This is a genomic window from Marinobacter sp. P4B1 (assembly GCF_001447135.1).
GTDB lineage: Bacteria > Pseudomonadota > Gammaproteobacteria > Pseudomonadales > Oleiphilaceae > Marinobacter > Marinobacter vinifirmus.
On the sequence record NZ_LLXM01000014.1, the window covers coordinates 177,360 to 200,000 of the forward strand.

General features: G+C 57.7%; 18 protein-coding genes and 1 rRNA gene (1 of these 19 cut by a window edge). 14 read left to right on the forward strand and 5 right to left on the reverse strand.

Annotation, left to right across the window (positions count from 1 at the left end):
- Positions 1-25: 25 nt before the first annotated feature.
- Together AQ621_RS11485 and AQ621_RS11490 are read left to right on the forward strand one after the other, a co-directional pair.
- Positions 26-3,814: a pilus assembly protein gene (locus AQ621_RS11485; RefSeq protein WP_082641057.1), complete on the forward strand. Its 3,789-nt coding sequence runs from the start codon at positions 26-28 to the stop codon at positions 3,812-3,814.
- 21 nt (positions 3,815-3,835) lie between these two features.
- Entirely contained in the window at positions 3,836-4,285 is a 450-nt protein-coding gene (locus tag AQ621_RS11490; RefSeq protein ID WP_058341580.1) for a type IV pilin protein, read from the forward strand.
- Between the two features lie 12 nt (positions 4,286-4,297).
- Here AQ621_RS11490 and AQ621_RS11495 read toward each other — a convergent pair whose 3' ends face one another.
- From AQ621_RS11495 to AQ621_RS11505, 3 genes are read right to left on the reverse strand one after another with little or no spacing between them, the layout of a single operon-like run.
- Positions 4,298-4,858, reverse strand: a complete 561-nt coding sequence (locus AQ621_RS11495; protein ID WP_058341558.1) for a GspH/FimT family pseudopilin — start codon at positions 4,856-4,858, stop codon at positions 4,298-4,300.
- A gap of 58 nt (positions 4,859-4,916) precedes the next feature.
- Complete coding sequence (locus AQ621_RS11500) at positions 4,917-6,296, reverse strand: sigma-54-dependent transcriptional regulator (RefSeq protein ID WP_058341559.1); 1,380 nt, start codon at positions 6,294-6,296, stop codon at positions 4,917-4,919.
- A 50-nt stretch (positions 6,297-6,346) separates the two neighbouring features.
- Positions 6,347-7,993, reverse strand: a complete 1,647-nt coding sequence (locus AQ621_RS11505) for a sensor histidine kinase (protein WP_058341560.1) — start codon at positions 7,991-7,993, stop codon at positions 6,347-6,349.
- A 90-nt stretch (positions 7,994-8,083) separates the two neighbouring features.
- Between AQ621_RS11505 and AQ621_RS11510 the strand changes: the two genes are divergently transcribed.
- A complete protein-coding gene (locus AQ621_RS11510) occupies positions 8,084-9,748 on the forward strand; it encodes an NAD+ synthase (protein WP_058341561.1) in 1,665 nt (554 codons plus the stop codon).
- Between the two features lie 11 nt (positions 9,749-9,759).
- Here AQ621_RS11510 and AQ621_RS11515 read toward each other — a convergent pair whose 3' ends face one another.
- Positions 9,760-10,593, reverse strand: coding sequence for an outer membrane protein assembly factor BamD (locus tag AQ621_RS11515; protein WP_022987773.1), 834 nt, complete (start codon positions 10,591-10,593; stop codon positions 9,760-9,762).
- Positions 10,594-10,656: 63 nt separating this feature from the next.
- Between AQ621_RS11515 and rluD the strand changes: the two genes are divergently transcribed.
- The 3 genes from rluD to clpB all read left to right on the forward strand — a co-directional run bounded on the left by rluD (position 10,657) and on the right by clpB (position 15,114).
- Positions 10,657-11,634, forward strand: coding sequence for a 23S rRNA pseudouridine(1911/1915/1917) synthase RluD (rluD, locus tag AQ621_RS11520; RefSeq protein WP_058341562.1), 978 nt, complete (start codon positions 10,657-10,659; stop codon positions 11,632-11,634).
- Complete coding sequence (gene pgeF / locus AQ621_RS11525; protein WP_058341563.1) at positions 11,624-12,379, forward strand: peptidoglycan editing factor PgeF; 756 nt, start codon at positions 11,624-11,626, stop codon at positions 12,377-12,379. The genes rluD and pgeF overlap by 11 nt, the downstream gene beginning before the upstream one ends.
- Before the next feature lie 158 nt (positions 12,380-12,537).
- The gene (gene clpB, locus AQ621_RS11530; protein WP_058341564.1) at positions 12,538-15,114 is read left to right on the forward strand and encodes an ATP-dependent chaperone ClpB; all 2,577 of its coding nucleotides are present in this window, start codon (positions 12,538-12,540) and stop codon (positions 15,112-15,114) included.
- A gap of 86 nt (positions 15,115-15,200) precedes the next feature.
- Here clpB and AQ621_RS11535 read toward each other — a convergent pair whose 3' ends face one another.
- Complete coding sequence (locus AQ621_RS11535) at positions 15,201-15,677, reverse strand: DUF4124 domain-containing protein (RefSeq protein ID WP_058341565.1); 477 nt, start codon at positions 15,675-15,677, stop codon at positions 15,201-15,203.
- 469 nt (positions 15,678-16,146) lie between these two features.
- On the opposite strand from AQ621_RS11535, the gene AQ621_RS11540 reads away from it, so the two are divergent.
- The 8 genes from AQ621_RS11540 to AQ621_RS11570 form a co-directional block, all read left to right on the forward strand.
- Entirely contained in the window at positions 16,147-17,865 is a 1,719-nt protein-coding gene (locus AQ621_RS11540) for an acetolactate synthase 3 large subunit (RefSeq protein ID WP_058341566.1), read from the forward strand.
- 2 nt (positions 17,866-17,867) lie between these two features.
- The gene (ilvN, locus tag AQ621_RS11545; RefSeq protein ID WP_036218832.1) at positions 17,868-18,359 is read left to right on the forward strand and encodes an acetolactate synthase small subunit; all 492 of its coding nucleotides are present in this window, start codon (positions 17,868-17,870) and stop codon (positions 18,357-18,359) included.
- Between the two features lie 64 nt (positions 18,360-18,423).
- A complete protein-coding gene (gene ilvC / locus AQ621_RS11550; RefSeq protein ID WP_058341567.1) occupies positions 18,424-19,440 on the forward strand; it encodes a ketol-acid reductoisomerase in 1,017 nt (338 codons plus the stop codon).
- Positions 19,441-19,530: 90 nt separating this feature from the next.
- Positions 19,531-20,343 (forward strand): CDP-diacylglycerol--serine O-phosphatidyltransferase, encoded by an 813-nt coding sequence (gene pssA / locus AQ621_RS11555; RefSeq protein WP_058341568.1) that lies wholly within the window; start codon positions 19,531-19,533, stop codon positions 20,341-20,343.
- Between the two features lie 90 nt (positions 20,344-20,433).
- Positions 20,434-21,405, forward strand: a complete 972-nt coding sequence (gene msrP / locus AQ621_RS11560) for a protein-methionine-sulfoxide reductase catalytic subunit MsrP (RefSeq protein ID WP_058341569.1) — start codon at positions 20,434-20,436, stop codon at positions 21,403-21,405.
- Positions 21,406-21,416: 11 nt separating this feature from the next.
- Positions 21,417-22,022: a protein-methionine-sulfoxide reductase heme-binding subunit MsrQ gene (locus AQ621_RS11565; protein ID WP_227508315.1), complete on the forward strand. Its 606-nt coding sequence runs from the start codon at positions 21,417-21,419 to the stop codon at positions 22,020-22,022.
- Between the two features lie 60 nt (positions 22,023-22,082).
- Positions 22,083-22,259 carry a hypothetical protein gene (locus AQ621_RS17655; RefSeq protein WP_158499533.1) on the forward strand — a complete coding sequence of 59 codons (177 nt, stop codon included), beginning with the start codon at positions 22,083-22,085 and terminating at the stop codon, positions 22,257-22,259.
- Positions 22,260-22,453: 194 nt separating this feature from the next.
- Positions 22,454-22,641 (forward strand): 16S ribosomal RNA (locus AQ621_RS11570); it runs 1,353 nt beyond the window's last position.

A 22,641-nucleotide genomic window follows, 5' to 3' on the forward strand; every position in this document is an offset into this window, starting at 1 on the left:
TAAGCAATCGCCCGGAGAAAAGACAATGAAAATGAAAAAATTCTTGAAGCAGGTAACGCAGAGTCTGTCGGTGGCGCTGTTTATCGGCTTCCCGGTGGCGGGTTGGTCGGCAACGGTTTCGGACAGGCCGTTGTTTGTTGATGCAGTGGTAGATCATAACCTGATATTTTCGGTTGATGACTCGGGGAGTATGGATTTTGAGATTCTGGCGCCGGCGGTGGGCGGATATAGCGCAGTGGATGGGGGTTGGTTGTTCAACCCGGAGTCTGGTTCCGGGCGTTACACTACAGACACTGAGCGGCCTTATAACCGAGGGTTAAGGCTTAGCAATACGGGTGAGTCTTTCAAGAGTTTTAGCCGGTCTAATTTTTACCTTCGTTCCAATGATTACAACTATCAATATTATGATCCATCTGAGGCATACAAGCCCTGGCCCGGGTATAACAGCACCGAGTTCGGGAACCAGTCCGTTACGTCTGCAAAACTAGATCCCGGCCTGTCCAACTCTTTGACGGTTGATTTGACTGAGGCTGGAGGGCTTGGTTTGGAAAGTGGCCCGGAGAATAATCGTGAGATAGGTATTCCAGCAACGTTGTTTCTAAAGATCACGAGTGGCGAAATTGTTTCTCGGTATGAGGAACGAGATTATTTGGCCTGCCCGACCGGTGAGGTTGTAAATCCAAATGATGAATCTGAGTGTGGAGTAATTTCAACCCGGGAAGTGTGTTTTCTGTTTTGGTGTGAAGAGGTTGAGTCGTTCGAAAAACTTAGCGATCGTGGTTTCAACGTTCGAGCTTCGGAGTTTTCAGTTTTGGATTGTTCCGAACTTGATGGCGTAAATATGTATTCAAGCTGGCGCAGCTCGAGTGTCGATGATAGCACTTGGGTACTCAAAAAATCTGGCGGTATTGAAGTCGAATCCAGAAAAATTGCCTTCGCCCCGGACGGCGCCTGTCTCCAGCGCCTGGAGTTTAAGGATGAGGGTAACAACAAACAGGAGGTCTACGAAGCACTGAATGGTGCCGATTCGGTTGATGATTTCTTTGCAGCACAGCAACAAAACTTCGCCAATTGGTTCTCATACTACCGTCGCCGTCATCAGGTTGTCCGTTCGGCTATCGCTCAGTCAGTTCTCGGCCTCGAGAATCTGAACATGGGGATTTTCTGGTTTCATAACCGCCGTGATATGTCCGGCAAGTTGTACAGCACAGAAATTGACGGAAACATTGATACTTTCCTGAGTGAGCATTACTCACGGTTTGGCAGTGGCAGTTGGGTAGGTGGTGGAACCCCAACCCGTGAATCGTTGCAGCATGCCGGCAGGGAGTATGGCAAGCAGACGGTCCGAGGCACCTTGGAGTGCCGAAAAAACTTTACGCTTCTGTTTACCGATGGCTATGCAAACAACCCAAGTATAACGATTGATGCTAAAAACGCTGATAGTAAAGCCGATGAGCCTTTTGCCAATAAAGACTATTCGGGGACCTTGGGAGATATAGCTTATTATTACGGCGAAGCTTTAAGGAATAATGGCAGTAAGGTGACCGGAGGTCGCATGCGCTTGCCCGAAGAGTGCGGCACAGGTCTTCAGGAGCCCTGGATGGACTGTAATACTGAGTTCCATATGAATACCTATGCCGTTGCGCTGGGCATGGAAGGCCAGAAGATTGCTGGCAAAGGTTACTCCAAGGTGATTGATGCCCACACGAATCCGCCGGACTGGGGTGACTCTGATATGGGGTTTGGCCGGGGTGGCGTGGATTCTGCCCAGATTGATGATCTGTACCACTCAGCGGTGAATGGAAAGGGCGAGTACTACGACGCAAAATCATCCACAGCCCTTGTTAAGGCGCTGGAAGATGCGATGGACGATATCGGCGCTCAGCTCGGTAGTGGTTCGAACGTCAGCTTTAATACAACATCGCTGCGAAGTGGCGGTTACATCTATAGTGCCCAGTTCACATCAAAAATCTGGACAGGAACGCTGCGTGCGGAAGCCATCGACAAGGATGGGATCATTTCAAGCAGGAAATGGGATGCCGCAATACTGCTGGACGACCGGAATCTGTCTGATAATCCCCGTCGGATTATTACCTTCAATGGTGACGGCGTCGACTTTGATTGGGATGAGTTGAGCCTGAATCAAAAAGCGGACCTTAAAGACGGTGGTTCGGATGAGCTGGGCAAAGCAAGGCTTTCTTATCTGAGTGGCAATAGTGTGACTGGACTCGAAGGGATTCCATTCCGGGATCGGGGCAGCAGGCTTGGTGCCATTATTAACTCGTCCCCGGTGTTTGTTGGGGAGCCGAACAAGATTTGGCCAGATGATTCAAAGTTCGGTGCCACCGCCTACAGTGCCTACAAAGCCGATAAGAAAAGTCGCTCGGAAGTGGTCTATGTGGGCGCCAACGATGGCATGCTCCATGGGTTTGATGCACAAAGCGGCGAGGAGGTTATTGCCTACATACCTGGCTTCCTCTATTCGACCGAGGTAGAGAAAGGGCTGAGTGCTCTGACGATTCCTGATCTGGATTACCAAAGCTATGTTGACCTGCCGCTTAATACCTCTGACGTTTATGTGAATGGCGCATGGCGCTCCATCGTCATTGGGGGCTCGCGAGCTGGCAAACCAGGCCTGTTCGCGCTGGACGTAACTGATCCGTCCTCCTTCGCTTCAGGTTCCGCAAGCGCTATCACCATGTGGGAGTTTACCGACAATAATCTCGGTAACATGACAGAGGCGGCTCAGATTACGCTGTTGAAGTGGGGAGAAAATGACTACCGTTGGAGTGCTGTCTTCAGCAACGGCTATGATGCACCAAGTGGTAAGAGTGGGCTGTTTATTCTGGATATCGCCGACACCGCAAATCGGAAGTTTATAGACCTGGGTTCCGGTAACGGGCTCTCGCCAGTGCGCCTGGTTGACCACCTGGACTCCGACGGCAATCCCAACAGCGACGGTGTTGCTGACAGAGCCTATGCAGGAGACCTGGATGGTAATCTTTGGGCATTCGACCTGACGGGTGGTGCTGATAGTTGGACCGCTTCTGCTAACTTTGAAGTTCTGTATGCCGCCAAAGATGCAGATGGAAATGCTCAGCCCATCACTGCGCAGCCGGATGTTGCCCGCAATGACTTTGACTCAACGCTTGCCGATCCCAATTTGCTGGTGTTCTTTGGTACCGGTAAATATCTTGAGGCGGCTGATATTCCGCAAGCAGAGGATGCCAGCGATGCGCAGCCTCAGACCTTCTACGGCATCAGTGATCGCGGCACCAATGTGAACGCGACGAACGTTGCTCTGAGCCGCAGTGATCTCGTTAAGCGAGAGTTTACCGGCGGCTCGGTAACGGTGGATGGTGAATCTGTGCCTGTCCGTAAAACGGATGGCGAAGCACTTGAAGACTGGTCAACGAAATTCGGCTGGTATGTCGACCTTCCCGGTGGAGGCGAGCGGGTTGTAGAGCCGCCGAGGGTTCGCGGGGAGTTCATTGTATTCGCCTCGACAATTCCGACCGGAGGTGATCCTTGCGGCGGTGGCGGTAGTTCCTTCCTGACGGCATTGCAGTTGGATGGTTCAACTGATCCGAACAAAGCCATTATTGACGTTAATAACGACGGCAAACTGGATGGCACGGATGAAGGTTGGGCCGGCGTGTTCTACGGAGACGGCATTATCACGAGTTTTGCTCTGATTGATGACTTGGCTCTGACTTCGGACTCCGGGGCGAAAAAGAGTGCCTACCTCACCAACTTCGGTGGCGGCACCAACGCAACGGGCCGCATAGGCTGGACTGAACTGGTGGATTTCTAAGGATCTCTTATGCTGCAACACATGAAGCGGGCGCCTTCCGGCGCTCGCGGTTTTACCCTGATCGAGTTGATGATCGTGGTTGCGATCATCGGCATCCTGGCAGCCATTGCGTTTCCGTCTTACCAGAACTATGTCACTAAAACCCGCAGGGCAGATGCCCAGGCGGCCTTGACCGGGTTTGCGACGGCGATGGAGCGGTATTACACAGACAACCGCAATACCTATCTGGGGGCTGCTGATGGCGGGGCAGATAAGGGGGCTCCGGCCAGCACTCTGTTCCCCTCGGAAGCTCCGCTGGATGGCGCCACCAAGTATTATAATTTGACGATAGATGATGCCACCCGCAACAGTTACAGGCTTCAAGCCACGCCGAAAGGTGCCCAGGCGGGAGACGGCAACCTTCAGTTGTTGTCTAACGGCACCCGCCGCTGGCAGAAGGATGGTTCAACCTGGGTGGAGTGGGACGACTGATGTTTGTCTGGCCTACGGGCAGGTGACGTTCCGCCCGTAGGCATCCTCCACAATGCCATCGTTATTGGAATCCCTGGCCAGTATGGGCCTCCCACCCATATTGATACGTATCTGAAAGGCTTTTTCCTGCTTTCCATCTTCGGGGCACCATAACAGGTGCCCGATGCTGTCCCTTGCCATGCCTGTTGGCCGAAATGCGAAGTGCTTGCGAATGCCCGTTCTTCCGTGGAGGCTTCCGGTATCCAGTGCAGGAATGACCTGCAGGATATCTGCCTGATCTTCGAGCTTTCTGGTCCGTTTCGGATCACGGAAGATGGTGATGGGGCGGTTCCAGTCGCGGAGGCATCGGTTATTTTCATCGAGTGGGCAAAGCGTGACATTAACGCCGCGGGAAATCGCATGGGTTCGAGCATGGTTAATGCCGCTGAGCAGGTCATTAACAAGACCTTTGCGCTCGGTGTTCTCGATCAGTTTGCCCATCGCCGGGGCTCCGATGCCCAGGGCGATCGAAAGAATGGTAATAACCAATAAGAGTTCAATCAGGGTGAAGCCCCGATCAGGCAGGTTCTGCATAATAACGTCCTTGTGATGGTGATTTTTCGGCCCGAATCCTTCAGGCCGGGGCCATTATCTACTCCATCCCCAGCTTCTTCAACCGATACCTCAACGCCCGAAAACTAATCCCCAACCGCTTGGCCGCCGCCGTCTTGTTCCACCGCGTCGCCTCCAGCGCCTTCTCAATCGCCTGCCGTTCGATACTCTCCAGGTACCCTTCCAGGTCAATCTCCCCCTCAGGCACGGGCACGGCTCCCGGGTCAGAATTCCCAGCTCCGGCAGAGAAAGAGCCTCCTGGCACTACACCTCCGCCCAGGTGCAAATCGTCGGCATCAATCAGGTCTTCATCACACAGGGTAAACGCCCGCTCCAGTATGTTTTCCAGTTCCCGCACGTTGCCGGGGAAGTCATAGCCTCTCAGGCGGTCGGCGGCGGCAGGAGTCAGGCGGGCCGGGTCGCATTCGTATTCACGGGCGATGCGCTGGAGTATGTGGTTGGCCAGCAGGGGGATGTCGTCGCCCCGGTCCCGCAGTGGCGGCACCGCCAGTTCGATTACGTTAATGCGGTAGAATAAATCCTGGCGGAAGCTGCCTTCCTGTACCAGTTCCGGCAGGTTTTTGTGGGTGGCGCTGAGGATGCGGATGTCTACGGCAATTTCCTGGGAGTCGCCCACCGGGCGCACGGCTTTTTCCTGGATGGCGCGCAGCAGTTTTACCTGCATGGCCAGGGGCAGGTCGGCCACTTCGTCCAGAAACAAAGTGCCGCCGTCGGCGCTGCGGAACAGGCCGGGTTTGTTGTCGATGGCGCCGGTGAAGCTGCCTTTCTTGTGGCCGAAGAATTCGCTTTCCATCAGTTCCGACGGTATGGCTCCGCAGTTGACGGCGATGAACGGGCCGTCGGCTCTTGGGCCTTGCAGGTGGATCATCCGGGCAACCAGTTCTTTACCGCTGCCGGATTCGCCGCTGATAAACACGGGGGCCTGGCTGCGAGCCAGTTTGCGGGTCTGGTTGCGCAGTTTGCGGATTTGCGGGGACTCGCCCAGCAGCAGGCCGGGTTCGTCGTTCTCTTCGGCCGGTTGCAGTTTGGGTTCGGACAGTTTCAGGGCGCTGTTCACCAGCTCCCGCAGCCGGGGCAGTTCGACCGGTTTGGAGACAAAATCAAAGGCGCCGGCTTTTAACGATTCAATGGCGGTGTCCATGCTGCCGTAGGCGGTAATCACGGCCACCGGGGTGCAGGGGCTGTGTTCCTGAATCCACTGCACCAGTTCTATGCCGTTGCCGTCTGGCAGGTTCATGTCGGTCAGGCACAGGTGGGGTTGGTGCTTGGCCAGTAAACTCCGGGCGCTGGCCAGGTCGGGCGCGGTGTAGGCCTCTATGCCCATGCGCGTGAGGGTGATTTCCAGCAGGTCCCGGATATCCGGTTCGTCGTCTACGATCAGCGCGGTCTGTTTTGTCATTATCTGTGTTCAGTTCTTTGATGAATGGCAGTGCGTTGGCAGCCTGGCGGTCAGATCATCCGGCCCGGATGGGCGAAGGTAATCCGGAACCGGCAGCCGGGCTCGCCGTCTTCGACCAGCGACAGGTGCGCCTGGTTGGCTTCACACAGTTCCCGGGCCAGGTACAGGCCAAGGCCGGTGCCGCTTTTATCGGTGGTGAAAAACGGCTCGAACACGGAGTTGCGGTGTTCCGGGGCAATACCGGGGCCGAAATCCTTAACATCCACAAAGGCCCGCTCGCCATCGGCACTGGTGCCCGCGGCTAATTGTATCCTGTTTTGGCCGCTGTGCTGCTTGCTGTACCGCAAACCGTTGTCACACAGGTTTACCAGCACCTGTTCAACCTGGCTTTTATCGAACCGGGCGGAGGGTATGGCTTCGTCGCAGAAGAGTTCGATCTGTACGGGGGTGTCGTCGTCCAGGGTTTGCAGGAAGTCCTGGCGGAACTCTTCAAGCCAGCTGGCCACATCCACCAGTTCGGTATCCGCTGCCCGGCGGCGGGACAAGTCCAGTACGTTTTCGATAATGCCGTTCACCCGCCGGGAATGCCGGCGAATGATATCCAGCATTTGCTGGTCGCCCTTGTCCAGGTTGGGAGATTCTTCCATCAACTGGGCCGCGTGGCTGATGGCGCCCAGCGGGTTGCGGATTTCATGGGCGATGCCGGCGGTCAGGCGGCCCAGTGAGGCCAGCTTCATTTGCTGGGCCTGCTGGGTAACCTTACTCATGTCTTCGATGAACACCAGTATCAGGTCGCCTTGGTCCTGGTCCAGCTGGGTCAGGCTGGCTTGTAATAACGGAGAGGTGGTTGACGGCTGGAAGGGCTCGATGCGCCTGCCTGGGTTTCTCAACCAGAGTTCCAGGCCCCTTTTCAGGGGCGGGGGCAGTTCCCGGTGGTGGCCGGATTTGCCCGCCTGGTGGCTGGCAGCGCCGAACAGCAGTTCTTCTGCGGCGGCGTTGGCCAGGCGAATGTAACCGTGCCGGTCCAGTACCAGAATGCCGGTGCGCATGCGCTGGATAATTTGCTGGTTGATCTGCTCCAGCTCGGCAATGCTCCTGGCCCGGCTGCTGGCCAGTGCTTCGCTGCGGATCATTCGCTTGGAGATACCCTGCAGAATCACCGCCGTGGCGAAATACAGGATGCCCAAAGAACCGGCCCGAACAATGTCGTCGGCACTTTCGTTGATGGTGATCACGGCCCAGCCAGAGATGCCCAGTGAGCAGATGGCCGCCAGTGCGGCGTAGAAGGTGCCCATGCGGGTGGGGGTCAGGATGTTGCCGGCGGCAACCGCGACAATCACCAGGTTGGCCAGCCCGTTGGTGATACCGGAACTGGCCAGCAGCAAGCCGTGCATTACCAGGATATCCGCCAGTATGGACAGGATGATGTGCCGCTGCCGGGGCTGGAAGCCGGCCAGCAGGAGCAGGGCGATAAAGCCGTTCAGGGCCAGGTATGAAACCACCCCGGCCTGATAGTAGTCCAGCCAGCGGAAACGGGTGTCTGCGGTGAATGGGTCTACAAACAGCAGGGCCACCAGCAGCAGGCTGATGACCACCCGGTAGTGGTTGTAGATCCGGAACAGGCGGGCCTGCTGATACTTTGCCGGTGGCCCGAACGGGGAGCGGGCATGGGTTGTGTTGGTAAGCTCGGTTGCCATGAAGGGGTTATTGCCTCTGCCCGGAAGAAATCCTTGCCTTTGCGGGGTTATAATAGCCTTTTCATGGCAACAAGTTACAGGAGCCTTTGCATGGCCACACCCGGAACCGCATCCGCCGATTCAGACTCTCCCCGCAAGCTGCGGGTGGTTATGGCCCAGCTGGACTTTCTGGTTGGAGACATTCCGGGTAATACCGAGCTGGTATTGAAGGCCACGCAGCAGGCCCAGGAGCAGCACCAGGCCGACATCGTGCTGTTCCCGGAGCTGTGCCTGACCGGCTACCCACCGGAAGACCTGCTACTGCGACCGAGCCTGGACCTGCGCATTACCGAGGCCCTGGAGCGTTTGCAGCAGGCCAACCTGGAACCGGCCATGGTAATCGGCGCGCCGGTGCGCTCCGGCGGCTTGTTGTATAACGCCGCGGTGGTTGTCGAGAAAGGCGAAATCCGCGGCCAGTATTTCAAGCGTTGCCCGCCCAATTACCAGGTGTTCGATGAAAAGCGCTACTTCGCCGAAGGCCGCGATACCCTGGTGATGGAGTTCAAAGGCGTGCCCGTGGGCATCACCGTGTGTGAGGACATCTGGAAAGACGGCCCGCTGGAAGATGCCGCAGCCGCCGGTGCGCAACTGATTCTGAACCTGAATGCTTCCCCCTACGATATCGACAAACAGGCCCGGCGCAAGGCGCTGCTGGAACGCAAGGCGGCGGATAACCGGGTGAGCATTGTGTACGCAAACCTGGTGGGCGGGCAGGACGAGCTGGTGTTTGATGGTGGCTCCATGGTGGTCGACCACGCCGGTGCGCTGGCCGTTGAAGCGCCCCAGTTTACCGACGGTCTGTTCCCGGTGGAATTCCTGTGTGAGCACCACTGCCAGCCAATCTCTCAGCCCTTGCCGGAGGAGCCTTCCCTGGAAGCCAATGTGTACAACGCGCTGGTGACCGGTGTTCGGGATTACGTGAACAAGAACGGCTTTAAATCCGTGGTGCTGGGGTTGTCGGGTGGTATCGATTCTGCCGTGACCCTGGCGGTAGCGGCCGATGCCCTGGGCAAGGACCGGGTGAGGGCGGTGATGATGCCGTTCCGCTATACCTCCAGCGCCAGTCTGGAAGATGCGGAGGCTCAGGCCACGGCCATGGGCGTTCAGTACGATGTGTTTTCCATCGAGCCTATGTACGACGTGTTCATGCAAACCCTGGCCAAGCCCTTTGAAGGCACGAGGCCGGATACCACGGAAGAAAACCTGCAGGCCCGCCTGCGGGGCGTGTTGCTGATGTCACTGTCCAACAAGTTCGGTTCTCTGGTGCTGACCACCGGTAACAAGAGCGAGATGGCAGTGGGTTATTCCACCCTGTACGGCGACATGGCCGGCGGTTTCGATGTGCTGAAAGATGTGCCGAAAACCCTGGTGTTCCGCCTGGCCTGGTATCGCAACAGCCTGTCGCCGGTCATTCCGGAGCGGGTGATTACCCGGCCGCCATCAGCGGAGCTGGCGCCGGACCAGAAAGACGAGGACAGCCTGCCGGGATACGACATTCTGGACCAGATCCTGAACCTGTACGTAGAGCGTGATTACAGTGCCGAGGCCATTGTCGCGGAAGGTTTTGAGCGGGCGGATGTCGAACGGGTGGTAAGGCTGGTGGACATCAACGAATACAAGCGCCGGCAGGCACCCATCGGGGTGCGCATTACCGAGCGCGGGTTTGGCAAGGACCGCCGGTATCCGATTACCAACGGCTGGAAAATTGGCAAGTAAGGCCGCTGGCCTTACTCGTCGCCCATCAGGCCGAAGGTAACCACGTTGGTGAGGGACCGGTTCTGGCGGCGCAGGCGGTCAGACTGGAACTCACCGTTCTCATCGAAGGCTTCGCTATTGGGGAAGTTCTGGCGCAGGGTAGCGATGGCATCGCTGGCGCCTTTCTTCAGGTCCATAAAGCGGAAGGTGTCGGCCAGCAGAATCAGTGCTTCTTCAACGGCCGGGGAAGACGGGAAGTTCTCCACCACGTACCGTGCCCGGTTGTTGGCCGCCACAAAGGCCTCACGCTTGATGTAGTAGCGGGCTGCGTGCAGTTCCAGTTCGGCCATGCGGTTGCGGATGGCGATCATGCGCTGGCGGGCATCCGGGGCGTATTCGCTGTCCGGGAAGCGGTTCAGCAGCTGGGAGAAATCCCGGAACGCCTGCAACTGTTCGCCGGGGCTGCGGGCGGCCACATCAATCGGGAAGTAGCGGGCAGCCAGGCCCATGTCCAGGTTGTAAGACGCCAGGCCGCGCATGTACATGGCGTAGTCCAGGTGGTCGCTCTGGGGGTTCAGGCGCATAAAGCGGTCAGCCGCCGCCCGGGAGCCTTCCAGGTCCAGGTTCTGGTAGCGGGCGAAGATCAGGTCGAGCTGGGCCTGTTCGGCGTAGCGGCCGAACGGATAATAGGTTTCCAGGGCGTCCAGGTTTTCTTCGGCTTCGTTGAAGTTGCCGGAGTTCATGGCCTGGCGGGCGTTGTCGTAGTATGTCTCTTCCGGCAGTACTTCCACTTCGCGATTAGAGGCGCAGCCGCTGGCCAGCGCAATGATAGTGGAAATTAGCAGTAATCGGACAACTGATCTCATGCCGGAATCCCGTATAATGGTCGCAACTTGAATGAACCCCGCATTGTAGCAAAAAGAGGCCGAATGTCTTCCGATAACCGTATTACCGGACATTACACCATCCCCCCGGAACTGAGCGACCGGCGGCTGGATCAGGCTGCGGCCGAACTCATGCCCGAGCATTCCCGCTCGCGCCTGCAGTCCTGGATCAAAAGCGGGGCGCTCACGGTGAACGGCGAAGCCCGTAAGCCCAGGGACAAAGTCATGATGGACGACGTTCTGGACCTGGACGCCGAGCCGGAAGTGCAGGTTACCTGGGAAGCGGAGCCGATCACGCTGGATATCGTGTACGAAGACGAGCACCTGCTGGTGATCAACAAGCCTGCCGGGCTGGTGGTGCACCCGGCGGCGGGCCATGCCGACGGCACCCTGGTGAATGCGCTGCTGAACTATGCGCCGGAAGTGGAAAACCTGCCCCGGGCCGGCATTGTGCACCGGCTGGATAAAGACACCTCCGGCATTATGGTGGTGGCCCGCAGCCTGATTGCCCACACCTCGCTGGTTAACCAGCTGCAGGAACGTACCATGGGCCGGGAATACGAGGCCGTGGTAGTGGGTTCTCTTACCGGTGGCGCTACGGTGGATGCGCCCATTGGCCGGCACCCGCAGGATCGCAAGCGCATGGCTGTGGTGTCGTCCGGTAAGCCGGCAGTGACTCATTACCGGCTGATTGAGCGCTTTGCCGCCCATACCCATGTTCGTTGCAAGCTGGAAAGCGGCCGCACGCACCAGATTCGGGTACACATGACCCACGTGCGCCATCCGCTGGTAGGTGATCCTGTTTATGGCGGTCGTCTGCGTTTGCCCAAAGGCACCACCGAAGAGTTGCGGGATGTGCTGGCGGCGTTCCATCGCCAGGCCCTGCATGCCCGGCAGCTGACCCTGGAACACCCGGAAACCGGCGAGATTCTGAGCTGGGAAGTGCCCCTGCCAGAAGACATGGTTCACCTGATCGAAACCCTGCGCAAGCATGCCCGGGAACTGGAAGAGAATGATTACTGAGCACGACGTACTGCGCCCGGACTGGCCTGCGCCACGCCGGGTGCGGGCCTTGTGCACTACCCGCAAGGGTGGCGTCAGCCGGCCGCCCTGGCACAGCCTGAATCTGGGCGATCACGTGGGTGATAATTCTGGCCACGTGCAGGAAAACCGGCAAACCCTGGCCCGCTTCGCGGGGCTGGACAGCAACCGCATTGGTTGGCTGAACCAGGTGCATGGCACCGAAGTGGTTGAATTAACGCCTGCCACCGTGGGCTCCCGCCCGGATGCAGACGCCAGCTTTACCCGTATTCCCGGAATGGCCTGCGCCATCCTGACGGCTGACTGCCTGCCGGTGCTGCTGGCGGACCGCAAAGGCACGGTGGTGGGCGCGGCCCACGCCGGCTGGCGCAGCCTGTGTGGCGGTGTACTGGAAAACCTGGTGGCCGCCATGGCGGTGGAGCCTTCGGAGCTGGTGGCCTGGATGGGCCCCGCCATAGGCCCGAAGCAGTTCGAAGTGGGCCCGGAAGTGCGCGAAGCCTTTATCGGGCAGTCCCCGGAAGCCGCTGATGCCTTCAGGTCAGCCGGCGCCCGGCCCGGCCATTTCATGGCCGACATCTACCACCTTGCCCGCCAACGCTTGCGGCACGTCGGGGTTGCCTCGGTATCCGGCGGTAGCCTGTGTACCGTGCGCGACCAGGACTGGTTTTTCTCCTATCGCCGCGATGGCCAGACTGGCCGTATGGCGTCGATTATCTGGCTGGGCTGACCGGCCGAAGCTGACGGCCGTCAAGTTTTCGTCGAAATAGTCAGCCCCCAGCTTGAAGTCCCCCTACCTGCCCCTACATTAAATGTCAAAGCAATCGGAATACGCCGAAGGCAACGGGCCGTGGTGCGTATTCGCAAAAAATTCGGGGAACTGAACTCATGAGAATCGACAAGCTGACCAGCAAACTGCAGTCCGCCCTAGCGGATGCGCAGTCGATCGCGGTAGGCAAAGACCATAATTTTATTGAGCCGGTGCATCTTATGCAGGCGCTGCTCGATCAGCAGGGCGGATCGGTAAAGCCGCTGCTGCAACAGGTGGGCGCAGAGGCTGGCCGGGTGCGCCAGGCCGTCGCCCAGGAAATTGAAAACCTGCCGGAAGTGCAGGGCAACGCCGGCGATGTGTCGGTATCCAACGACCTCGGCCGGCTGCTGAATATGGCAGACAAGCAGGCCCAGAAGCGGGGCGACCAGTTTGTTTCCAGCGAGCTGATCTTGCTGGCGGCGCTGGAAGGCCGGGGTTCTTTGGGCCGCATTCTGCGGGAGCAGGGCGTAGACAAAGCCGCCCTGGAAAAGGCTATTGATCAGGTGCGTGGTGGTGAAACCGTGAACGATGCAGGTGCAGAAGAAAATCGTCAGGCGTTGTCCAAGTACACTATTGATCTGACCGAGCGGGCCGAACAGGGCAAGCTGGACCCGGTGATCGGTCGGGACGATGAAATCCGCCGTACCATCCAGGTGCTGCAGCGCCGGCGCAAGAACAACCCGGTGCTGATTGGTGAGCCCGGTGTGGGTAAGACTGCCATTGTGGAAGGCCTGGCCCAGCGCATTGTGAACGGCGAAGTGCCCGATGGCCTGAAAGACAAGAAGGTGCTGTCCCTGGATATGGGTTCGCTGATTGCCGGCGCCAAGTTTCGGGGCGAGTTCGAGGAGCGCCTGAAGGCGGTGCTGAACGAGCTGTCGAAGCAGGAAGGCCAGATCATCCTGTTCATCGACGAGATTCACACCATGGTGGGCGCCGGTAAGGCGGAAGGCTCCATGGACGCCGGTAACATGCTTAAACCGGCACTGGCCCGGGGTGAGTTGCACTGCGTGGGCGCCACTACCCTGAATGAATACCGGGAAAATATCGAGAAAGACGCGGCCCTTGAGCGCCGGTTCCAGAAGGTGCTGGTCTCCGAGCCCAGCGAGGAAGACACCATTGCCATCCTGCGGGGCCTGAAAGAGCGCTACGAAGTGCACCACGGGGTTGAGGTAACTGACGGGGCCATCATTGCTGCCGCCAAGTTGTCGCATCGCTACATCACCGACCGCCAGTTGCCGGACAAGGCTATCGACCTGGTGGATGAAGCCGCCAGTCAGATCCGCATGGAGATGGATTCCAAGCCGGAAGCGCTGGACCGCCTCGAGCGCCGCCTGATTCAGCTGAAGATCGAGCGCGAGGCCCTGAAGAAAGAGAAAGACGACGCCTCCAAGAAGCGACTGGCGGAGTTGTCCGATGTGATTGCCGGCGTTGAGCGCGAATACTCGGACCTCGAAGAAGTGTGGAATGCCGAGAAAGCGGCCCTGCACGGCTCCCAGAAGATCAAGAGCGACCTGGAGCAGGCGCGCATTGACCTGGAAACTGCCCGCCGCTCCGGTGACCTGGGGCGGATGTCGGAACTTCAGTACGGCAAGATTCCGGAACTGGAGCGCCAGCTGGAAATGGCCGGCCAGGCCGAGATGCAGAAGATGGAACTGCTGCGTAACCGGGTAACCGATGAGGAAATCGCCGAAATCGTTTCCAAGTGGACCGGTATTCCGGTGTCCAAGATGCTGGAAGGCGAGCGCGACAAGCTGATGCGCATGGAAGAGGCGCTGCACGGCCGGGTGATTGGCCAGGAAGAAGCGGTGGAAGCAGTGTCTAACGCCGTGCGCCGGTCCCGGGCCGGGTTGTCGGACCCGAACCGTCCCAACGGTTCCTTCCTGTTCCTCGGCCCCACGGGTGTGGGCAAAACCGAACTGTGCAAGGCACTGGCTTCGTTCCTGTTCGATACCGAAGAAGCAATGGTGCGAATCGATATGTCCGAGTTTATGGAGAAGCACTCCGTGGCCCGGCTGATTGGTGCGCCTCCCGGATACGTGGGTTACGAAGAGGGTGGTTACCTGACCGAAGCGGTGCGCCGCCGGCCCTATTCCGTGCTGTTGCTGGATGAGGTAGAGAAAGCCCACCCGGATGTCTTTAACATCCTGCTGCAGGTGCTGGACGATGGCCGCCTGACCGATGGCCAGGGCCGCACCGTGGACTTCCGCAACACGGTGATTGTGATGACCTCCAACCTGGGCTCTCACATCATTCAGGAGAAGGCGGGCGAGGAGAACTACGAAGACATGAAGTCTGCGGTGATGGAAGTGGTGGGTACCCACTTCCGCCCCGAGTTCATCAACCGTGTGGATGAAGTGGTGGTGTTCCATCCGCTGGCGGAAAACCAGATCCAGGGCATTGCCCGCATCCAGATCGCGAACCTGGCGCAGCGCCTGAAGGATCAGGACATGAAACTGGAGATCGCCGAAGATGCCATGCAACTGCTGGCCGAGGTGGGCTACGATCCGGTCTACGGTGCCCGTCCGCTGAAGCGGGCGATCCAGCGGCTGATCGAAAACCCGTTGGCGCAGAAGCTGCTGAAAGGGGAGTTTATGCCGGGGGATACCATCGTGGCGACGGTTCAGGACAACGCCGTGGTGTTTGCCAGCAAGTAATTGCTGCGCAGTGCCGGGGCTTCGTGGCCCCGGCTATCAACCGGGAACGAAAAAGCCAGTCGGGTTGCCCGGCTGGCTTTTTTGTTTTACTGCTGCTCGGTTCGTTCTTCCATCGGGCCACAGTTCTCGGCGGCAATCTCTTCAAACTGCTTGCGCTGCTCTTCAATCTCTTCCGGCGTGAGATAGCGCATCTCGCCGTTTTCTTCTACCCGGATCCTGGCGTTGCTGTTTATCACATCCAGGTTGGAGCGGGCGGTGGCGCAGTTGGCTTCACGCTGTTTGCGCAGGGCTTCTTCCTGGGCCGTTTCCTGGCGCTGCTGGGCTTCAGCCTGCTGGCGCTCCTGGATTTCCTGAACCTGCTGTTGCGGGCTCACCCGGGACGCCTGGCCGCCGGAACTCTTGCCGGTGCGCACGTTAACAATCTCTGCAGATGCACCATTAGGCTGGCGATCCCCGAAGTGGGTTACGCCGCTGTCGTCGGTCCATTTATAGACGGAGGCACCGGCGGCGAAGACCGGGGCGGCGGCCATGATCGCGGCCAGCATCAGGATTTTTCGGTTCATAGGTCCACTCGTTATTCGATTACTGCCTGGTGACATGATGCCACCCCGAATGCGGATTTTCTTCTGTCTGGTTCAAATCTCTTGCACCATTATTGGCCAACCGGGGGCCTGTGTCTAAGAAAATGGTGGCAATTAAGCCACAGCGCCTATTGACAGTGAGTTTCGCGCTGTCAGAATTGCAGATTGCCTGAAGACTGGGGTCAATACGGCAGGCAATCCCGAGCGAGTATCCCCCGTTAATCACCACACTGCGTTCGCCACCCGCTGGCGGGCACTGGTTGTTGCTTACGTGCAACCCGTTGATTGGTCGTTCTCCGCAACCCTCAGGAGGGCGGCTGGCCAGGAGACAATCTCTTAAAATGGTGTGGAGGAGTACGCCGGTTCCGCTTTCAAAAGAAGCAGGGAAACCGAGAATCCAGGCAACCGGGGCGTAACCCGGCTCATTCACTCGTAGAAGAGGGTAGAAATCGTGGAGTTATTGTCTGGCGCCGATATGCTGATCCGCTCCCTGCAGGATGAAGGGATCGAATACATATACGGCTATCCGGGTGGTGCAGCCCTTCATATTTATGATGCGCTGTTCAGGCAGGACAAAGTCAAGCATATTCTGGTGCGGCACGAACAGGCGGCGGTCCACATGGCCGACGGCTACGCCCGTGCAACCGGAAAACCAGGTACCGTACTGGTGACCTCGGGTCCTGGAGCCACCAACACTATTACCGGCATTGCCACCGCATTCATGGATTCCATCCCCATGGTGGTTCTGTGCGGCCAGGTTGCATCTACACTGATTGGTGAAGATGCCTTCCAGGAAACCGACATGATCGGTGTTTCCCGCCCGGTGGTTAAGCACAACCTCAGCGTGCGCCATCCGGAAGAAATTCCTGAAGTGATCCGCAAGGCTTACTACATTGCCTCTACCGGCCGCCCCGGCCCGGTTGTGGTGGATATCCCCAAGGATATGACCACCCCGAACGAGCGCTATGAGTATGCCTATCCGAAGAAGGTCAAGCTGCGCTCCTATAACCCGGCAGTCCGTGGCCATGCCGGCCAGATCAAGAAAGCCGTAGACATGCTGATGGCGGCCAAGCGCCCGATCATCTATGCCGGCGGCGGTGTGATCCTGGGCAAGGCCTCCAGCCAGCTGACCGAGCTGACCCAGACCCTGGGCTTCCCCATCACCAACACCCTGATGGGCATCGGCTGCTATCCGGCGACCGACAAGCAGCATTTGGGCTGGCTGGGTATGCACGGCACCTATGAAGCCAACATGGCGATGCACCATTCAGACCTGATTCTCTGTGTGGGCGCGCGCTTTGATGACCGCGTAACCAACGCCACCGAGAAGTTCTGCCCGGGTGCGCGTATTATTCATATCGATATCGACCCGGCGTCTATCTCCAAGACCGTAGATGCAGACGTGCCCATTGTTGGCCCGGTGGATGCGGTACTGAAAGAAATGCTGTCGCTGGTCAAAGAGTCGAAGGACAAGCCGGATGCCGAAGCGCTGGGGTCCTGGTGGAAGCAGATCGAAGAGTGGCGTGCGTTCCACGGTATGCGTTACGAAACCAGCCCGGATGTGATCAAGCCGCAGGAAGTGGTCGAGATGCTCTGGAAGCTCACCAACGGTGATGCCTTTGTAACCACCGATGTGGGCCAGCACCAGATGTTTGCTGCCCAGTACTACAAGTTCGACAAGCCTAACCGCTGGATCAACTCCGGTGGCCTCGGCACCATGGGCTTCGGCCTGCCGGCAGCCATGGGCATCAAGCTGACCCATCCGGAAGATGAAGTGCTGTGCTTCACCGGTGAAGGCAGTATCCAGATGAACATCCAGGAGCTGTCCACCTGCAAGCAGTACAACCTGCCGGTGAAGATCATCAACCTGAACAACCAGGCCCTGGGCATGGTCAAGCAGTGGCAGGACATGAACTACGAGTCCCGTCATTCCCAGTCTTACATGGAGTCTCTGCCGGACTTCATCAAGCTGGCGGAAGCCTACGGCCATGTTGGCGTGCGCATTGATCGCAAGGAAGACCTGGAGCCCAAGCTCAAGGAAGTCCTGGCGATGAAAGACAAGCTGGTATTTGTGGATATTTACGTGGACCGCTTCGAGCATGTGTACCCGATGCAGGTTGCCCGTGGTTCCATGAAAGATATGTGGCTCAGCAAAACGGAGAGGGTGTGATCATGCGTCGAATCATTTCTGTTTTGCTTGAAAACGAGCCGGGTGCACTGTCCCGCGTGGTTGGGCTGTTTTCCCAGCGCAACTACAACATCGAAACGCTGACCGTGGCGCCGACCGAAGACGAGACCCTGTCTCGCCTGACCGTCACCACCAGCGGTTCCGACAAGGTTATCGAGCAGATCACCAAGCAGCTGAACAAGCTGATTGAAGTGGTCAAGCTGGTAGACCTGACCGAAGGTGCCCACATCGAGCGTGAGCTGATGCTGGTCAAGCTTAAGGCAACCGGTTCCCAGCGTGCGGAAATCAAGCGCACCGTGGATATCTTCCGGGGCCAGATTGTCGACGTAACCAGTTCGGTTTATACCGTTCAGCTGGCCGGCGACAGCAGTAAGCTTGATGGCTTTATCCAGGCTGTAGGCACGTCTGGTGTGCTGGAGGTGGTGCGTACCGGTGTATCCGGCATCGCCCGTGGCGAAAAAGTTCTCAGCCTGTAAGGGCTGCCCGAAAAATTTGAACACTATGGCCCCGAAGGGCTGTTACTGATAACAGAGGTTTCTCATGCAGGTTTATTACGATAAGGATTGTGATCTTTCCATCATCCAGGGCAAGAAAGTTGCCATTCTGGGCTTCGGCTCTCAGGGCCACGCGCACGCGTGCAACCTGAAGGACTCTGGTGTAGACGTAGTGGTTGGCCTGCGTGCCGGCTCTTCCTCCATCGCCAAGGCTGAAGCCTACGGCCTGAAGACCAGCGACGTGGCTTCTGCCGTTGCTTCCGCTGACGTTGTTATGGTGCTGACTCCGGACGAGTTCCAGGCCCAGCTGTACCGCGACGAAATCGAGCCGAACCTGAAGCAGGGCGCAACCCTGGCGTTCGCTCACGGTTTTGCTATCCACTACAACCAGATCGTTCCGCGTAAAGACCTGGACGTGATCATGGTTGCTCCGAAGGCACCGGGCCACACGGTACGCACCGAGTTCACCAAGGGCGGCGGTATTCCTGATCTGATCGCGATCTTCCAGGACGCTTCCGGCAACGCCAAGAACGTAGCCCTGTCCTACGCCAGCGGCATCGGCGGCGGCCGTACCGGTATCATCGAAACCACCTTCAAAGACGAAACTGAAACCGACCTGTTCGGTGAGCAGGCGGTTCTGTGTGGTGGCGCGGTTGAGCTGGTTAAAGCCGGTTTCGAAACCCTGACCGAAGCGGGCTACGCTCCGGAAATGGCGTACTTCGAGTGTCTGCACGAGCTGAAGCTGATTGTTGACCTGATGTACGAAGGCGGCATCGCCAACATGAACTACTCCATCTCCAACAACGCTGAGTACGGCGAGTACGTAACCGGCCCGGAGGTGATCAACGAGCAGTCCCGCGAAGCCATGCGTAACGCACTGAAGCGCATCCAGAGTGGCGAATACGCCAAGATGTTCATCTCTGAAGGTGCCCTGAACTATCCGTCCATGACTGCTCGTCGTCGCCAGAACGCGGCTCACGAGATCGAGACTGTGGGCGAGAAGCTGCGTTCCATGATGCCGTGGATTTCCGCGAACAAGATCGTGGATAAAGAAAAGAACTGATCCGGAATTTCCGGTACGGTTTGAAAGCGCGGCCCTAGTGGCCGCGTTTTTCGTATATACTCCGCCCAAATGCTTTCCGGAGTTTATGGAATGACTGAAGAGAATAAATCTGTCGACAAGCCTGAACCGAACAAGGCTGCAGAGCTGGACCTTGAAAGTGGCGAGGTTGTCGAGGAAGAGTTGGTTGAGGGAGCCAAGGTGCGCCGTAAGGGCATCTACCTGCTGCCCAATGCCCTGACCACCGCATCCCTGTTTTCCGGGTTCTATGCCATTGTCTCTGCCGCCAACGGCGTGTTCGATAACGCCGCCATCGCTATTTTCGTGTCGATGGTTCTGGACGGCCTGGACGGCAGGGTGGCCCGGATGACCAACACCCAGAGCAAGTTCGGTGAAGAGTATGACAGCCTGGCCGATATGGTGGCCTTCGGGGTGGCTCCGGGTATGGTGGCCTTCTTCTGGGCCCTGAACGGGCTGGATAAAGTGGGCTGGGCTATTACGTTCATCTACGTGGCCGGCGCGGCATTGCGGCTGGCTCGCTTCAACACCCAGATTGGCTCTGTTGATAAAAAGTTCTTTGTGGGTTTGCCGAGCCCGGCTGCAGCCGCCTGTGTGGCAGGCCTGGTCTGGTGCTTCCATCAGTTTGAACCGTCCGCCTGGCTGACCTTGCTGTCTATTGTGGTCGTCGGCGGTGCCGGCGTGCTGATGGTGAGCAACGTGCTTTACCGCAGCTTCAAAGACCTGGATTTGCGGGGCCGGGTGCCTTTCGCCGCTATCTTGCTGGTGGTTTTGATACTGGTAGTGATCGCTGTAGACCCGGCCACCGTATTGTTCAGTGCGTTCCTGATCTATGCGTTGTCGGGTCCGGTCCGCGCCTTGTTCCGCAAAAAGCCAAAGCGCGCCTGACGACAACTGCCTCCCGCCCGGATCCGCCCGGGCGGGAATTTCTCCGGGAATGTTCGGTCTATCTGTTAACCGCGAACTCTGGAGCCTCCGATGTTTATCAAGCAACGCCCTTCCTGGTCTGTCCCCGAATCTGAAGTAACCCCGGAATCCGTTTACCTGAACCGGCGCAAGTTCATGACCGGTGCTATTGCTTCAGCCGCAGCGCTGTCAATTCCGGGACTGGTTCGGGCGGAAGATACCCGGCCGGGAACGGTTTTGGACTACAAGGCTATGCCGCAATTCTCCACCGACGAGAAACCGGCCCCGTATGATGCCATCACCACGTACAACAATTTCTACGAATTCGGCACCGGTAAGCAGGACCCATCCCGCTACGCTTCGGAAATGTCTGTGGACCCCTGGTCCGTTGAAGTAGAGGGGGAGTGTGCGAATCCCGGCAAGTACGAGCTGGAGGATTTGCTGAAGCCTCACCAGTACCAGGAGCGGATCTACCGGTTGCGGTGTGTTGAGGCCTGGTCAATGGTGATCCCGTGGGTGGGTGTACCGCTGGCGGAGGTAATCAAACGCCTGGAGCCGAACTCGGATGCGAAATTCGTCTACTTCGAAACGCTGAATGCCCCGGAGCAGATGCGCGGACAGCGATCTCTGTTCAGTACCATTGACTGGCCCTATCGGGAAGGCCTGCGTATGGATGAGGCGATGAATGAATTGTCGTTTCTGGCGGTAGGGCTGTATGGAAAGACGCTGCCTAACCAGAACGGCGCGCCGATCCGCCTGGTGGTGCCCTGGAAATACGGTTTCAAGAGTATCAAGTCGATTGTGCGTATCCGCTTTATGAAAGAGCAGCCGAAATCCAGCTGGGAAATGATTGCGCCAAGCGAATACGGCTTCTACGCCAACGTGAACCCGGAAGTGGATCACCCGCGCTGGAGCCAGAAGATGGAGCGCCGTTTGCCTTCGGGCGTGTTCCGGCCGAACTGGATTGAGACTGAAAAGTTTAATGGCTACGGCGAGCAGGTGGCCGGCCTTTACAAGGGCATGGACCTGTCCAGGTATTACTGATGGCGTCTGCTGTGGCAAATAGGTGGCTCGGTATTGCCGGAAAGTGCCTGGTGTTTGGTTTGGCCCTGCTGCCGCTGGGCTTTCTGGCTGCTGATATTGTTAATGCCAATCTGGGGCCGGACCCTGGACAGGTGATTACGGAGGCGCTTGGCATTGCCGCATTCCAGTTGCTTCTGGTTACGCTCGCCATTACCCCGTTAAAGAAAGTAACCGGCTGGTCGGGCTGGTTGCGTTACCGGCGGATGCTGGGGTTGTTTGCCTTTTTCTATGCCGCGTTGCATCTGCTGGCCTTCCTTCAGCTGATTCTGGGCTGGATGGATCTTTGGGCCACCTTTACCAAGCGCCCTTACATTATTGCCGGCGCTGCCGCGTTCCTGGCGATGGTACCCCTGGCGATCACATCTACCCGGGGAATGATGAAGCGTACCGGGCGGTGGTGGAAGCCGTTGCATCGTTTGATTTACCCGGCAGCGATACTCGCGTGGGTGCACTTCCTCTGGCAGGCAAGAAGTGACATTACCGAAATGGTGGTTTACGCGGTAATTCTGGCGGGATTGTTGGTGGTGCGAGCCAGGTGGTTTGGTGTTTCGTCTCTGGTGCCACTAAAAAGAACTTGAAATGCGTCACAAAATGGACAATAAATAGTCATTGTGGTGAGCGATTGATCAGGCATGTAGGTGGAAACCGAAGCCTTCAAGGTTTTTTCGGAAAAGGGCGTTGACAGTTTTTCTTACGCCTGTAGAATGCGCACCACTTCTGAGGGACAAGCCGCTTACGGCAACTTTCGGAAGGAATCCAACCGATTGAAAGTATTCGAAAAATTGCTTCAAAAATTATTCGAAATCAACGGTTGACAAGGCGGCGGAACGATGTAGAATACGCGGCCTTGATTGAGCAACAGCTCAAACGCTCTTTAACAAGTTAACCAAGTAATTCGTGTGGGCGCTGGCCGAGGTATTTCGGATACGAAATATCAGGACAGTGACTCGTCGAAAATTGAGTTTTGTCTTGAGCAAGAATTAAGAACTTTCGGGTTCTTGTATGATTTAAACTGAAGAGTTTGATCATGGCTCAGATTGAACGCTGGCGGCAGGCTTAACACATGCAAGTCGAGCGGTAACAGGGGGTGCTTGCACCCCGCTGACGAGCGGCGGACGGGTGAGTAATGCTTAGGAATCTGCCCAGTAGTGGGGGACAACAGTCGGAAACGGCTGCTAATACCGCATACGCCCTACG